The organism is Winogradskyella vincentii (genome assembly GCF_020166345.1).
GTDB lineage: Bacteria > Bacteroidota > Bacteroidia > Flavobacteriales > Flavobacteriaceae > Winogradskyella > Winogradskyella vincentii.
In genome coordinates, this window is record NZ_JAIUJS010000002.1 from 26,766 (window position 1) to 41,621 (window position 14,856).

Consider the following 14,856-nt stretch of genomic DNA (forward strand, 5'->3'; position numbering starts at 1 on the left):
TAATTTGATGCTAACACAATTCAAATTTTACCTAAGATCTTATCCATTACCCAAGCTGTATGAGTTGCAGTTTCTCCATTTGAAGGGTGTTGAAAATCTGAATTTAAATGTTTTACCATATTTTCAACATGATACTGTTGAATATGCTTAGGATTCTCAATAACTAAATTCTCATGATGATTTTGCACAGTAATTCCTATAGGAACTTCTCCAAAAATTGAAAACGAAAGTTCGCCTTCGCTTCCAATAATTCTAACTTTGTCCTCTCTTTGATAAGTTCCAAAACTCCACATACCAGTTCCAACTACACCAGACTCATGCTCCCATGATCCTGAAATGATATCCTTTGCACTATATCGGTTCTGTTGGTTTCCTGATACACCGTTGGCACTTTTAAAATCACCAAACAAGTAAGCAAAAAGGTCTAAACCATGACTTGCTAAATCGTCAAAATAGCCTGCTGGCGCAATTTTGACATCAGTTCGCCAATTATAGGTATCCGATTTATCCAAATCACTTGCGGTTCGACTTAAATACCAACTCACATGTCTAACATCTCCAATTACATGATCTTCTAAAAGGGATTTTACCTTATTAAATCGTGGTAACGACCTGCGATAATAGGCCACAAATAATGGTAAGCTTTGTTTTTCAAAAGTATTTTGTATCTCTTGACACTCTGCATAACTGGGTGCCATAGGTTTTTCAATACAGCATATTTTGCTCGCTTCTGCTACTTTCAATGCATAATAATGATGAGTATCTGGCGGTGTAGCAATATAAACGGCATCAACTTCGGGATCTTTAATCAATTTGTCAGCGTCATTATAATAACGCGGTACATCATGTCGTTTTGCATAATCTTTAGCCAGTTCTAGGTTTCTTCGCATTACAGCTACCAACTCAAAACCATCAGTCATTTTGTATGCTGGTCCGCTTTTTATTTCGGTAACATCACCACAGCCAATAATTCCCCATCTTATGGTTTGCCTCATTCTACAGTTGTTTTACAGCTTCCAGCTCTACTTTAAGTTCTTGAAACATCGTCATGATACTACTAAGTTTTAATTCTTTTTCATCGTATTCTTGCGTATTGATACAACAGGTAAATTCCCAAAGCTCTAATATACTTTCTTTAGAAACTAGGTAAGGTTTGTAGGCCTTATTATCAGAACTTAATAATAAGTCATTACTATCATCATCTGTAAGATATATACGTTTATAAACTAGACCATCGTTCTTAGTTAAAACGATATACGTTTTTCCGTTTCTAATATCCTCAATATCTTCAACAAACTTCGCGACTACAAATGCACCATCCTTAACTGGCAACATAGAATCACCCTTAATCGGAAATGCTCTATGTGTTCCTGTAGGTAGAAAGGGTAGCTTTATCTTTTGAAGTTGCTCTATATATTCGGGATCATCATAACCAGACAAATAGCCTGCCGAAGCTTTTGCAGGTATAATCTCAATCAAATCCTCATTGTCTTCGTTAACCGTTACAGGAAATAACACACGCTTATTCCCTACTTCTATAAACGAAGTATCCTTTGCTTTACGTAAATCTTTACGCACCAAAATATCTATAGGAATATTGAAATAATTAGACAGGTCTATCAAACGTTCTATAGGTGGTTCGCTTCTTCCCTCTTCATAAGACCCAACTACAGAACGCGTCCATCCCAAATCATCTGCAAAGCGCTCTTGAGATAACTTCTTTAAAGACCTGAGGTGCTTTATGTTAGCTTGTATAGGTTTCAACTAAATTAATTTTAACAGTATTTACTACAAATATAAGCAATAAAAACTACATATAGTAGCTAATTTTGTTAGTCCCATGTATTTAAACTGTCATACATATTACAGCCTTCGTTACGGCACCATAAAACCTGAGCAACTGCTTGCCATTGCTTCAGAAAATAGTGTGCAGACTTTAGCGCTTACAGATATTAATACGACCTCAGCTTGTTTAGATATCGTTCGTCTATCCAAAAAATACAAGGTGAAACCTGTTCTTGGTGTAGATTTTAGAAACAAAGCCCATCAAGAGTTTATTTTAATCGCAAAAAACAATGAGGGTTTTCAAAATATAAATGATTATCTGTCTAAATTTCTTCATAATCACGATTTAAAAATTCCTGAACGACCAGAACATGTCTTAGGCGATTGTTTTGTGATTTACCCATACCAAAAAGGGAAAGATTTCAACTTGAAACCAAATGAATTTTTAGGCATTGCGCCTAAAGACCTCAACCAATTGAAATTCTCTAAATGGAATAAACACAGAGAGAAATTAGTAGTTCTAAAAACCGTTTCTTTTCAAAATAAAAAAGGGTTCAATACGCATCGTTTATTACGCGCTATTGACAATAACACCCTATTAAGTAAGCTTCCCAAATCCGAAGAAGGCTATGAGGATGATAAAATGCTACCATATGACAAATTATGTGGAATGTATTCGGAATTCCCAAGTCTTATTAGCAATACAGAGAACTTATTGGATGATTGTTCCATTACATTCGATTTTGAAAATCCAATACCGAAAAATCAGCGATTCCTCACAGAAAATGCCGATTCTGATTATCAACTTTTAGAAAAACTAACCTATAAAGGTATTCCCTACCGATATGGGAATAATGTAGATTCTAAAATATACAACCGTATAAAAAAAGAGCTGGACATTATAAAGCAAAAAGGCTTTGTGTCTTACTTTTTAATCAATTGGAAGATTTTAGAGTACGCACGTAGCAAGGATTACTACTACGTTGGTCGTGGTAGTGGCGCTAATAGTATTATCGCTTATCTGCTTCGTATTACAGATGTAGACCCTATTGAGCTCGACTTGTACTTTGAACGCTTCATTAATCTCTTTAGACAAAATCCACCCGACTTTGATATTGATTTCTCGTGGAAAGACAGAGATGATATTACCAAATTTATCTTCAACAGTTTTAAGCATACGGCACTTATTACGGTATATAACACCTTTAAATTTAGAGCTTCTGTTAGAGAACTCGGGAAAGTATTTGGATTGCCAAAGTCTGAAATGGATATGCTAACAAGAGGAAGGTTTAATATTAAAAAACTGGATAGACTATCATTACTTGTACTTAAATACAGTCAATATATTGAAGGGTTTCCTAACTATCTTGGTATACACGCAGGTGGTATTTTAATTTCAGAAAAACCAATCCACTACTATGGTGCTACGTTTATGCCACCAAAAGGGTTTCCTACCACACAATTTGATATGGTTGTGGCAGAAGATATTGGCTTGTACAAGTTTGATATTTTAAGTCAGCGTGGCTTGGGTAAAATTAAAGATACCGTAGAAATTATTGACAAAAACTACAGTGATCAACCACCTGTAGATATTCACGATATTAAACGTTTTAAAGAAGACGAACGCATAAAATACTTACTTAAAAATGCCAAAGCTATTGGTTGCTTTTATGTAGAATCACCTGCGATGCGTATGCTTTTAAAAAAGCTTCGTGTAGACGACTACCTTGGTTTAGTGGCCGCAAGTTCTGTTATTAGGCCTGGTGTTTCAAAATCCGGTATGATGCGCCAGTACATTTTACGTTGTCGTCATCCAGAAAAAAGAAAGGATGCGCCTACTGTACTCTTAGATATTATGCCAGAAACCTATGGTGTTATGGTATATCAAGAAGACGTGATTAAAGTAGCGCACTATTTTGGCGGACTCACACTTGGTGAAGCTGATATGTTACGTCGTGGTATGTCTGGTAAGTTTAGGTCTAGAGCAGAATTTTTAAAAGTAAAACAACAGTTTTTTGATAACTGTAAAAACGATGGTAAATCTCTAGAACTTACTGCAGAAATATGGCGACAGATTGAAAGTTTCGCTGGTTATGCTTTTGCCAAAGGACACTCAGCATCTTACGCTGTAGAAAGTTATCAAAGTCTATTCTTAAAAGCCTATTATCCGCTAGAATACATGACAGCTACCATTAATAATTTTGGTGGTTTTTACAGTACAGAACTCTATGTTCATGAAGCCAGAATGCATAATGGCAGTATTGAATCGCCATGTATTAACAACTCTTACAATCAAGCTATTATTAGAGGTAATACCATTTATCTAGGGTTTATGTTTTTACAATCTTTTGAGTCTAGAACTACAGCGCGTATCCTTAGAGAGCGTGAACAAAACGGCACCTTTAAATCGCTCGACGATTTTATAGAACGGGTTCCTATTTCAATAGAGCAAATTAGCATCTTGATAAAGATCAACGCGTTTCGATTTACAAACATCAACAAGCGCGAATTGCTTTGGGAAGCACACCTAAAAATTAGCAAGACCGTAATACAAGAACATGTGGTTACCTTGTTTAAGACAAGACGAATCAACTACAATACACCAAAATTACCAAGTACAGCATTAGAAAATGCGTTTGATGAATTTGAACTATTAGGTTTTCCGTTGTGCAATCCATTTCACTTATTAGAAGTACCATCTACAAGTAAGTTACGAGCTAAACATTTAAAACAGCTCGAAGGTAAATATGCAAAAATTGAAGGCTATCTGGTCACTACTAAAAATACAAGCACATCTAATGGTAAACGCATGTATTTCGGTACATTTCTAGACAGAGATGGTGATTTTATAGACACAGTTCATTTTCCACCAATTGCCAGTAAATATCCTTTTAGAGGGAAGGGTGTTTATGAAATTACTGGTAAAGTGATGATAGAATTTGACTGTGTCTCTATTGAGGTGTCAAAGTTTGAACGTTTGGCTATTATTGAAGATCCACGCTATTCAATAAATTCATCTAACCCAACATTTCAACGAAAGAAAAGTTTTAAAGATTTAAAAGCACAATATGAACGCTAATCGCTCTATAGTACATATGGATTTAGACACCTTTTTTGTGTCTTGCGAGCGCTTATTAGATAGTAGCCTAAACGGAAAACCCGTGCTCATTGGTGGCACCAGCGATAGAGGTGTTGTGGCATCTTGCAGTTACGAAGCACGCAAATTTGGCGTACACTCTGCTATGCCAATGCGTATGGCAAAACAATTATGCCCAGAAGCTATTATACTTAGAGGCAACTCTGGTATTTACACTAAGTTTTCACAGAATGTTACTGATGTTATAAAAGAAAGTGTGCCACTTTACGAAAAAACATCTGTAGATGAATTTTATATAGACCTTACCGGAATGGACAAATTCTTTGGTTGCCACAAACTAGCTTCAGAGTTGCGACAGCGCATTATTAAAGAAACAGGATTGCCTATTTCTTTTGGCTTATCAATGAATAAAACCGTTTCAAAAATTGCTACAGGCGAAGCCAAACCTAATAACGAGATTAGAATTCTTTCAGGTACCGAAAAACCCTTCTTGGCGCCACTGTCAGTAAAAAAAATCCCAATGGTTGGTAATGTCACTTACAAAGCTTTATGTGATTTGGGCGTTAAACGCATTAAGACCGTACAAGATATGCCGATGGAACTCATGCATAAAGTACTAGGTAAAAACGGCTTATCCATTTGGAAAAAAGCCAATGGCATAGACAATAGTCCTGTAATACAATATCATGAGCGCAAATCTATTTCTACTGAGCGCACTTTTGGGCAAGACACCACCAATGTTCATAAACTAAAAGGATTGGTTATTGCTATGGCAGAAAATTTAGCATATCAACTAAGACGTGGCAATAAGTTAACCGCTTGTGTGACATTTAAGATTCGATATTCCGATTTTCAGACCTACACACAGCAAAAGCGTATACCATATAGCGCTATGGACCATACTATTATACCTGTTGTTTTAGATCTGTTTAATAAACTATACAATCGCAGGTTATTGGTCCGTTTAATAGGTGTGCGTTTTAGTCATTTGGTAGAAGGTGGCCATCAAATCAACTTATTTGAAGACAACGAGATACAACTCAACCTAGCACAAGCCATAGACAAAATGCGGGAACGTTATGGTGATAGAGCTGTTATCAGCGCAGCAGGAATGGAAGCAAAAACCATTAGTCGTTGGAATCCCTTTACTGGTGAACCACCACCTCTATTGGCAAATAGGCATCAATAATTAGGAAAATCACTATCTTAGAATCATGTGTTACTCTACAGCATTACGGAAAGAACGAGAAAAAATTGAAAAAGAGCTTCGCAATCAAATAAAGGTAAAGTTTGATGCCAACTCAACCTACAAACCATATTTCCACCTCAACGGATTTACACATGGGAATCTTCAAATCATAAAAATGGATGAACCCAATACCATCTATGATGCTAGCTGGGGAATAATACCAGATTGGGCAATACATGATCCTGAAGCATTCAGAAAAAAAAGCAACACCTTAAATGCACGCTCAGAATCTATTTTTGATAAGGCTTCCTTTAGAAATAGTGCAGAAGATAAACGTTGTTTAATATTAGCAGATGGTTTTTACGAACCTCATCATGAAAATGGTAAGGCCATTCCCTACTTCTGCTACCAACCCTCAACTGAAAATCCCGACGGAGATCTGTTTCTTTTTGCAGGACTTTATAACGAAATTGATGACAATACGTTAAGCACAACTATACTCACAACCGATGCTAATGATTTTTTTATGGAAGTCCATAACAAAGGCAAACGCATGCCTTTGGTTTTAGATCCGCATTATTTTGAAGACTGGTTAGACGATGGATTGAGCATCCCAGAAGTCAATGAACTCATGGCAGTTGGTATGACAAATAAATCATTTACTGCACATCCTGTAAGCACTGATTTATATAAAAGAAATGTAGATACTAACAAACCTTATATTATCCAACCTGTACAAAAGGATACACTTTTTTAATTAATCTTCAACATATTCTAATATATCACTTGGCTGACAATCTAAGGCCTTACAGATAGCCTCCAATGTAGAAAACCGAATTGCTCTTGCCTTACCAGATTTTAGAATGGACATATTTGCAGTAGTAATACCAATAAACTCAGCAAGTTCTTTGCTTTTCATGCCACGCTGAACAAGCATTTTATCTAAATTGACTACTATTGGCATGACTATATGGTTAATTCGTTATCCTCCTTTGCTTGTTTTCCTTTTTCAAATATTTCAGCCAAAATATAAAAGGCCAGGCCTGCAGGAATTAAAAAAGTGAATTCTTCCTTGAGTTCATTAATAAAGTTAAAGGTAGATTCTCCTATTGCAGCTAAAAGAAATCTAAGTACCAATATACCTATGGTGTAACTAATGAAAATATTTCCAATCTTTCTAAAGTACTTGATGTTCTTATCACTGAAGTATTTCCCGGTCTCAACTTCTTTTAGTATTGATAAAAAGTAACTAAAACCATAAATTAAATAGCCTCTCCAAAAGAAAATTCCAGCAGTTATAGCATAGTAACTCCATTCAATGGCATTCTTTGAGGTAAACCAAGATTCATTTCTGTCTGCAGTTTTTGCCCAATTCTGAAAATTCTCGAATTGATTAAAATCAAACTCTCGCATATCATTTAGCAAAACAGAAACTGCAACTAGCAAAACTGCCCAAGTTATTATAGTTAAAATGTTGATATTATCTTTCATAATTAAACTGTTAATTCGTTTTCTTCCTTGGCATGTTTTGCTACCTTAAATACTTCACTTAGGACCATAAAAAACAACCCTAAAACTGTTAATACTAGATATGGTGTAATACCTAAATTAATTATAAACTCACCTTTAAATAATATTCTGGATGCAAATGCTATTAAAGTACCGCCTATACCAATACCGCAAAGCATGTAACCTATTTTGTGGAAATTATTTATAACATCAATATGAAAAGGTTTTACCTGTTGAAAGTATCGTAGGGTTTTTCTAAAAACAAATAAACAATAGACTGATATTGATGTAATAATAATAAACAACAATCCAAAAAATTGTTTAATATAATTAGGTATCGTTTTGTCAAAAGAGATTTCATCGAAAACAATATCTAAAGCTTCTGGTTCAACAAACATATAGACCAGAAAAAATCCCATTAAAAAAAGCAGTGGAATACAAGTGATAATCCAAATAAAGTCAACTAAACTTTTAAGAATAATTAATTTTCTCATAGTTAATAAATTATTGTTTAACAATAACAAATATAAAATAATTATTGTAAAACAATAATTTTACTTGCTCTTTGCCACTCAATAAGTACTATATTTACACCATGAAAGACACTTTTGTGACCATAGCTCGCTATCCATACTCAACCGAAGCTCAAATAGCAAAAGGCCGTTTAGAGGCAGATGGTATTGAAGTTTTTCTTAGAGATAACGTTACTATAGATACAGATCCATTAGTGAGTCAAGCCATTGGTGGTGTTAAACTAAAAGTCCTCGTAAAAGACGAAAACAAGGCAAGAGAAATTTTAAATTCAATTACAAACTATACTTTGGACGACGATGGCAATCTGATAAAATGTCCAAATTGTAATAACAAACAAGTAGGTTTATATTCATCCATTTCAGATTTTAAATCCTTGATCTCATTTATAATCGGTTTTGTTTCAGGTACGTTACCATTTACTGCAAGATATCAATACAAATGTGAGGCTTGCGAGACTAGTTTTCCTGTAAAATAATTCTACCTTTGCGGCAACAAACTAACTAATAAAATGACCCTTAATAAGAAATTATTTCTGGTAGTTGCCTTACTATCAGTAATTAATAGTATTGATGCGCAAACAATACCGCAACAAGATTTAGACTCAATAACTCTAACCTCAACGCGTATTGACATTCCTTTTAAGGAGAATTCTAGAACGGTTAATATCATAACTTCAGCAGACATCAAAAATAGCGCAGCAGTAAATGTTGCAGACCTATTACAACAAGTTGCTGGCGTAGATATAAGACGACGAGGCACAGGTGGAAGTCAGGCCGATTTATTTATAAGAGGTGGTGGCTTTGACCAAACATTACTTTTAATTGATGGTATTAAAATGGATGATGCACAGACTGGGCATCATACAATGAATGCGGCTTTGCCAATAGAAGTAATTGAACGTATTGAAATCATAAAAGGGCCAGCTGCTAGAGTGTTTGGCCAAAATGCATTTACTGGAGCTATTAATATAGTTACAAAAAAGAAATTGAATAATACAGTTTCAACAAATGTTGAAGCTGGTTCATTTGGTCAGCTTAATGGGAATGTAACCGTTGGCCTAGAACAAGACAATGCAACGCATATTGTACACTTTGGCAGAGTAACTTCTGCAGGTTACAGAAATAATTCAGACTATGATAATTCCAATTATTTCATTAAAAGTATTTTCAATAAAGACAAGCAACCTATAGAAATGATTGCAACGTTTATGGAACGAAAGTTTGGTGCTGAGAACTTTTACACTACCAATTCAACTTTTAACGAATATGAGGAAACTCAAAATAGCTTAATTGCCTTTACAACAACATTTAGAAAGAATAATTTTAAAATTCGCCCCAGAGTATATTGGAAACGTAATCAAGATGTGTTTTTGTTGAGACGATTTGAACCTGAATTCTATAGAAATTTTCATATTTCTGATAAAATTGGTGCGGAAGCTAATGCATCATACAATTCAAAATTAGGAATCACAGGTTTTGGTGTAGACGTATCTAAAATTTATCTGCGCAGTAATAATCTAGGCAATAGAAACAGGTTTATGGCGACAGTTTTCTTGGAGCATAAATTCAATCTAGCAGATAACAAATTAGATATTACTCCTGGTGTTGCCATGACCTATTTCTCAGATTTTGATTTTAATGCCTTTCCAGGTATTGACATTGGATATTCAATTTCTGATGACTTAAGATTATATGGAAATGTTGGTTATACATATAGAATACCAACTTATACTGATTTATACTATAGTGATCCAGCAACATCTGGGAATCCTGATTTAGAACCCGAAGAAGCTTTTGCTCAAGAATTAGGCATAAAGTATTTCTCACCTAAGTTTTCTGCTTCTGTAGCTGTATTTAATAGAGATGCCGATAACTTAATTGATTACATAAGACCAAACACAACTGACGGTGTTTTTACAGCAACGAATATAAGAGAGGTAAATACTAAAGGTATAGAGTTTGATGCGTCTTATAATTTTAAGATTAAAGAATTTAATCAGACACTTGCTTTTGGCTATTCATTTTTAGAAGATGATATTTTAGACCAAAACCCAGAACTATCTCGTTACTCGCTTAATACACTTAAGCACCAATACATTACAAGGTTTAGTACTCAGTTATTTAAAAATATACGTCAAAATATAGTTTATAAATATGCCGAAAGAACTACTGGGCAAACATATAATGTTTGGGATGCATCTTTAGTAATGCGTTTAAAACAAATGGAGTTTACTGTAACGGCAAGTAATATTTTTAATGCTGATTATATTGAAACAGGTTTTGTACCGATGCCACCAAGTAACGTATTGTTTGGATTTAGATATAACTTTAGATAAAAAATATTTTTTAAATATTTTGTAACAAAATTCTTTCAGTTACTACTGATATATAGAAAGTAGGTCAGTACTCAATACTTTTTGAGCATTACAGTAATGGCCTTACCTAAACTAACCATCATATAACAATTGACATTCCTAATTTGGATAATTTCTTGTCCAAAAAAAGATTTCAAAAGACCAAGACTTATAACGTCTTATTTGGTGGTGACTTTATGTCTAATTTACTTTCAAAATTAAGATGGAATATTCTTACAATGATTGTATCTTTATTAACGCATTTTAAAAATTAAAAGTTATGGCAGATTGGTTTTCAAACTTAGATTTTTTGGCTAAGATATATTGGGCAGTAGCCATCATAGGTTCATTAATATTTGCAGTAGTTATGATAATGGCCTTTGCAGGTGGAGATGCGGATGATTTGGGTGATGTAGATTCAGATTTTGATGGTGATGTTGGTGCCGGTTTTCAATTTATAAGCTTTAAAAATTTAGTAGGCTTTTTTACCATTTTTGGGTGGAGCGGAATCGCATGCATAGATGCTGGCTTATCAAAACCACTTACAATTATAATTTCAGTTGTTAGTGGATTACTAATGATGCTGATAATGGCAACACTTTTTTATTTTATTAGCAAGCTATCGGATAGTGGCACTTTAAAATATAAAAATGCATTAGATGCTGTTGGTGAAGTATACCTTACTATAGGTGCAGACCGATCTAGTATGGGTAAGGTATCCGTAAACGTACAAGGAACTGTGAGAGAATTAGATGCTTTAACCGATTCATTAACAGACCTTAAATCAGGCACAATAATTAAAGTTGTAGATGTAACTTCTAATGGAATTTTAATAGTTGATCATACGCGGAAACCTATTGAACCTTTAAAGTCAAATAACAAAGAACTAGAAGCTGGTGGTAATCACCTATTAAGTAACGAATAATAATATTAACCTTAAAAAATAATTGTCCTATGAAACTACTCATTCAAGAAAGTATAAACATGGAAGGCTTTGGCGGACCAATGCTACTCATTTTTGTAGCGCTGTTTATTGTACTCACCATAATAATATTAATAAAACGATACAAACGCTGCCCTTCTGACCGAATATTAGTTGTATATGGTAAAGTTGGTGGAGGACAATCTGCCAAATGTATACATGGTGGAGCTGCATTTATAATACCAGTAATTCAAGATTATGAATTCTTAGATCTAACGCCTATTTCTATAGAAGTTAACTTAGTTAATGCTTTATCTAAACAAAACATAAGGGTTAATGTACCATCGCGTTTTACCATTGGAGTTTCTACTGAACCAGGTGTGATGCAAAATGCTGCTGAACGATTACTTGGGTTAGGATTACAAGACATACAAGAACTTGCTAAGGAAATCATTTTTGGACAATTACGTTTAGTTGTAGCGTCTATGGATATTGAAGAAATTAATAATGATAGAGATAAATTCTTAACCAATATTTCACAGTCAGTTGAAACCGAATTAAAAAAAGTTGGTCTGAAACTAATCAACGTAAACATTACAGATATTGTTGATGAGTCTGGATATATAGAAGCACTTGGTAAAGAAGCTGCTGCACATGCTATAAATGCAGCTCGTAAATCAGTTGCCGAGAAAACCAGAGATGGATCAATAGGTGAAGCAAATGCCGTACAAGATGAAAGAACACAAGTTGCTGCTGCTAATGCACAAGCAGTAGAAGGTGAAAACTCTGCAAAAATATCAGTAGCAAATTCAGATTCTTTACGTCGTCAGCGTGAAGCTGAAGCCGAGCGTGTAGCGATTGCCGCAGAAAAAGTGCAAGCAGCTAAAGCATTAGAAGAGTCTTATGCCGCAGAGCAACAGGCTGAAGCTGCAAGAGCAGAACGTGAACGTTCATCTCAAATGGCTGATGTTATTGTACCTGCTGAAATAGATAAGCGTAAGGTGGAAATTGATGCTGAAGCAGAAGCTGAGCGTATCAGAAGACGCGCAAAAGGTGAAGCAGATGCCATATTATTTAAAGCACAGGCTGAAGCAAAAGGGTTATATGAAGTATTAACGAAGCAAGCAGCAGGTTTAGATGAAATTGTAAAAGCTGCTGGTAACAATTCTAAAGATGCCGTACTATTATTAATTGCAGATAAATTACCTGAATTAGTTAAAACACAAGCTGAGGCTATAAAGAATATTAAGATTGATAAAGTTACTGTTTGGGAAAATGGCGGTGGAAAAGATGGTAAATCATCAACCTCTAACTTTATCTCTGGTATGTATAAGTCAGTGCCACCTTTACAAGAAATGTTCAATATGGCCGGTATGGATTTGCCAGAATATCTTAAAGGTAAAGACAAAAAAGAAATTGATGCAGAAGATGCTGAAATTGAAAAAACATAAAATTAATTATTAATTAAAAGCCCACTCAATATAGTGGGCTTTTTTACAATATAATATGAACAAAATTGTCATTAACCGAAAGCTCCCAATCTGGAAACTCATTCTAGGGAGTCTTGCCTTGGTTGTAGGAGTAATTTCATTATTTTCTAGTTTTAAAGGATTCTTGTTAATTGGAATGGGTGTATTTCTCCTACTAACTGAAGGGTCAGAATTTGATTTTAAAAATGGATTTTACAGAAAGACTAAATCGATATTAGGTGTTTCCTTAGGTTCATGGAAACCGATTCCCAAAATTGAATATGTGTCCGTATTTAAAACGAACGAAAACACCACCTTACGATCTAGAACTGCAGAAACCAATGTGTCTAAAGAAATTATAAAACTTAATTTATTCTATGACACAAACAAAAAAATTGAAGCTTATTCTACCTATAAAAAAGACGATGCTTTTGCAAAAGCCAAACAGATAGCAAGCTTTTTAAATATTGATATTCTCGATGCTACAGAAAGAGAGTCCAAGTGGCTTTAAGCAACAAAATTTGAAAATGTAATATTATAGTTTTAGAAACGTTTTATTAACTTTGATTTAAAACGGAATATTTTGGCATTGAACCTACAACAAATTCCACGTGTTAAAACCATAACCAAGACCGACTTTTTAAAGCACTATTTTAAAACTCAAAAACCTGTGGTTATCGAGCGTTTTATTGAAGACTGGCCAGCATATTCTAAATGGAGTTTAGATTATATAAAGGAAGTTGCAGGTGATAAAACAGTGCCACTGTACGATGACAGACCAGTAGATTACAAGGACGGTTTTAACGAAGCTCATGCAACAATGAAAATGAGTGATTATGTAGATTTGCTCAAGCGTGAACCAACCAAGTTTAGAATTTTTCTCTGGAATATATTAAAGGAAGTACCACAACTTCAAAAAGACTTTAAATATCCAAATTTTGGATTACGGCTAATGAAGGGTTTACCCATGCTCTTCTTTGGAGGTACAGACTCATATACCTTTATGCATTATGATATAGATTTAGCCAATATTTTTCATTTTCATTTTGAAGGTAAAAAGCAATGTATCTTATTTGATCAAAAACAGAATAAATTTCTTTATAAAATCCCTCACTCGTTAATAACGCGAGAAGATATAGATTGGACGAATCCTGATTTTGAAAAATGGCCTGCTTTAAAACATGTTGAAGGTTATATTTGTGATCTTAAACATGGTGAGGTTCTTTACATGCCAGAAGGTTACTGGCATTATATGCGGTATATAACTCCAGGTTTCTCAATGAGTTTAAGAGCAATCGCCAGAAATCCAAAAAATCTTGGAAAAGCATTGTATAACGTTTTTTTAATGCGAAACTATGATAATGTAATGCGTCGGATTAAAGGACAAAAATGGATTGATTGGAAAAATGAAAAAGCAATTGAAAATACAAATCGTTTTATTTTGTAATTAATATGCTAATTCATAGGGATTTGTATATTTGCCAACGATTTTAAATAACTTACTTATGAAAAAAATAGTTTTAATAATTGCCCTAGCATCATTTGGACTAGGAAACTCTCAAGCTTTTAAGGGAAAAGACGATGCCAAATTTCAAGTTGGTGCTAATTTTCAAAGCAACGGTACAGGATTGAATGCTTCTTACGATTACGGTATAGGAGAAAACATCTCTTTAGGACTTTCTTCCACATATTTACTAGGAGTGGAAGAAGAATTAGATGCAGACTTTAAGGATCGTTTTGATGTGAGAGCAAGATTCAATGCCAACATTGGTAACGTTTTGGCAATAGATGAAAATTTTGATGTTTATCCTGGATTAAGCTTTGGACTTAAAAATTTTGGAGGCCATTTAGGAATGCGCTATTTCTTTACAGATGGTTTTGGTATTTATACAGAATTAAATACACCTTTTGCTAAGTATAATACTGACGATCTTACTCCTGCGGAAGAATTACATAATCAATTCACAATTAATATTGGAGCCTCTTTTAATCTTTAAT

Annotated in this window: 15 protein-coding genes; 10 read left to right on the plus strand and 5 right to left on the minus strand. The window is 34.3% G+C overall.

Features of this window, described 5'->3' with window-relative positions; all coding sequences use genetic code 11:
* Positions 1 to 20 precede the first annotated feature (20 nt).
* Entirely contained in the window at positions 21 to 995 is a 975-nt protein-coding gene (locus LBV24_RS03295) for a Gfo/Idh/MocA family protein (protein WP_224477172.1), read from the minus strand.
* A gap of 1 nt (position 996) precedes the next feature.
* Positions 997 to 1,764, minus strand: a complete 768-nt coding sequence (locus LBV24_RS03300) for an XRE family transcriptional regulator (RefSeq protein WP_114302040.1) — start codon at positions 1,762 to 1,764, stop codon at positions 997 to 999.
* Positions 1,765 to 1,840: 76 nt separating this feature from the next.
* On the opposite strand from LBV24_RS03300, the gene LBV24_RS03305 reads away from it, so the two are divergent.
* The 3 genes from LBV24_RS03305 to LBV24_RS03315 are packed head-to-tail and all read left to right on the plus strand — an operon-like array spanning position 1,841 to position 6,828.
* Positions 1,841 to 4,864, plus strand: coding sequence for a DNA polymerase III subunit alpha (locus LBV24_RS03305; RefSeq protein WP_224477173.1), 3,024 nt, complete (start codon positions 1,841 to 1,843; stop codon positions 4,862 to 4,864).
* Entirely contained in the window at positions 4,854 to 6,071 is a 1,218-nt protein-coding gene (gene dinB, locus LBV24_RS03310; protein ID WP_224477174.1) for a DNA polymerase IV, read from the plus strand. Before LBV24_RS03305 ends, dinB begins: the two co-directional genes overlap by 11 nt.
* A gap of 25 nt (positions 6,072 to 6,096) precedes the next feature.
* Complete coding sequence (locus LBV24_RS03315; protein WP_224477175.1) at positions 6,097 to 6,828, plus strand: SOS response-associated peptidase; 732 nt, start codon at positions 6,097 to 6,099, stop codon at positions 6,826 to 6,828.
* Here LBV24_RS03315 and LBV24_RS03320 read toward each other — a convergent pair whose 3' ends face one another.
* From LBV24_RS03320 to LBV24_RS03330, 3 genes are read right to left on the minus strand one after another with little or no spacing between them, the layout of a single operon-like run.
* Complete coding sequence (locus LBV24_RS03320; RefSeq protein WP_224477176.1) at positions 6,829 to 7,035, minus strand: helix-turn-helix domain-containing protein; 207 nt, start codon at positions 7,033 to 7,035, stop codon at positions 6,829 to 6,831.
* A 2-nt stretch (positions 7,036 to 7,037) separates the two neighbouring features.
* Entirely contained in the window at positions 7,038 to 7,562 is a 525-nt protein-coding gene (locus LBV24_RS03325) for a DUF2975 domain-containing protein (protein WP_224477177.1), read from the minus strand.
* 2 nt (positions 7,563 to 7,564) lie between these two features.
* Complete coding sequence (locus tag LBV24_RS03330; RefSeq protein ID WP_224477178.1) at positions 7,565 to 8,074, minus strand: DUF2975 domain-containing protein; 510 nt, start codon at positions 8,072 to 8,074, stop codon at positions 7,565 to 7,567.
* Between the two features lie 101 nt (positions 8,075 to 8,175).
* On the opposite strand from LBV24_RS03330, the gene LBV24_RS03335 reads away from it, so the two are divergent.
* The 7 genes from LBV24_RS03335 to LBV24_RS03365 all read left to right on the plus strand — a co-directional run bounded on the left by LBV24_RS03335 (position 8,176) and on the right by LBV24_RS03365 (position 14,855).
* The gene (locus tag LBV24_RS03335; protein WP_224477179.1) at positions 8,176 to 8,589 is read left to right on the plus strand and encodes a putative signal transducing protein; all 414 of its coding nucleotides are present in this window, start codon (positions 8,176 to 8,178) and stop codon (positions 8,587 to 8,589) included.
* A gap of 33 nt (positions 8,590 to 8,622) precedes the next feature.
* Positions 8,623 to 10,449 (plus strand): TonB-dependent receptor plug domain-containing protein, encoded by a 1,827-nt coding sequence (locus tag LBV24_RS03340; RefSeq protein ID WP_224477180.1) that lies wholly within the window; start codon positions 8,623 to 8,625, stop codon positions 10,447 to 10,449.
* Positions 10,450 to 10,747: 298 nt separating this feature from the next.
* Entirely contained in the window at positions 10,748 to 11,392 is a 645-nt protein-coding gene (locus LBV24_RS03345; protein ID WP_224477181.1) for a hypothetical protein, read from the plus strand.
* A gap of 29 nt (positions 11,393 to 11,421) precedes the next feature.
* On the plus strand, positions 11,422 to 12,840 hold the full coding sequence (locus tag LBV24_RS03350; RefSeq protein WP_224477182.1) for a flotillin family protein: 1,419 nt from the start codon (positions 11,422 to 11,424) through the stop codon (positions 12,838 to 12,840).
* A 55-nt stretch (positions 12,841 to 12,895) separates the two neighbouring features.
* Positions 12,896 to 13,369, plus strand: a complete 474-nt coding sequence (locus LBV24_RS03355) for a hypothetical protein (protein WP_224477183.1) — start codon at positions 12,896 to 12,898, stop codon at positions 13,367 to 13,369.
* A 72-nt stretch (positions 13,370 to 13,441) separates the two neighbouring features.
* Entirely contained in the window at positions 13,442 to 14,305 is an 864-nt protein-coding gene (locus tag LBV24_RS03360; protein WP_224477184.1) for a cupin-like domain-containing protein, read from the plus strand.
* Between the two features lie 58 nt (positions 14,306 to 14,363).
* Entirely contained in the window at positions 14,364 to 14,855 is a 492-nt protein-coding gene (locus tag LBV24_RS03365; protein ID WP_224477185.1) for a DUF6646 family protein, read from the plus strand.
* Position 14,856 lies beyond the last annotated feature (1 nt).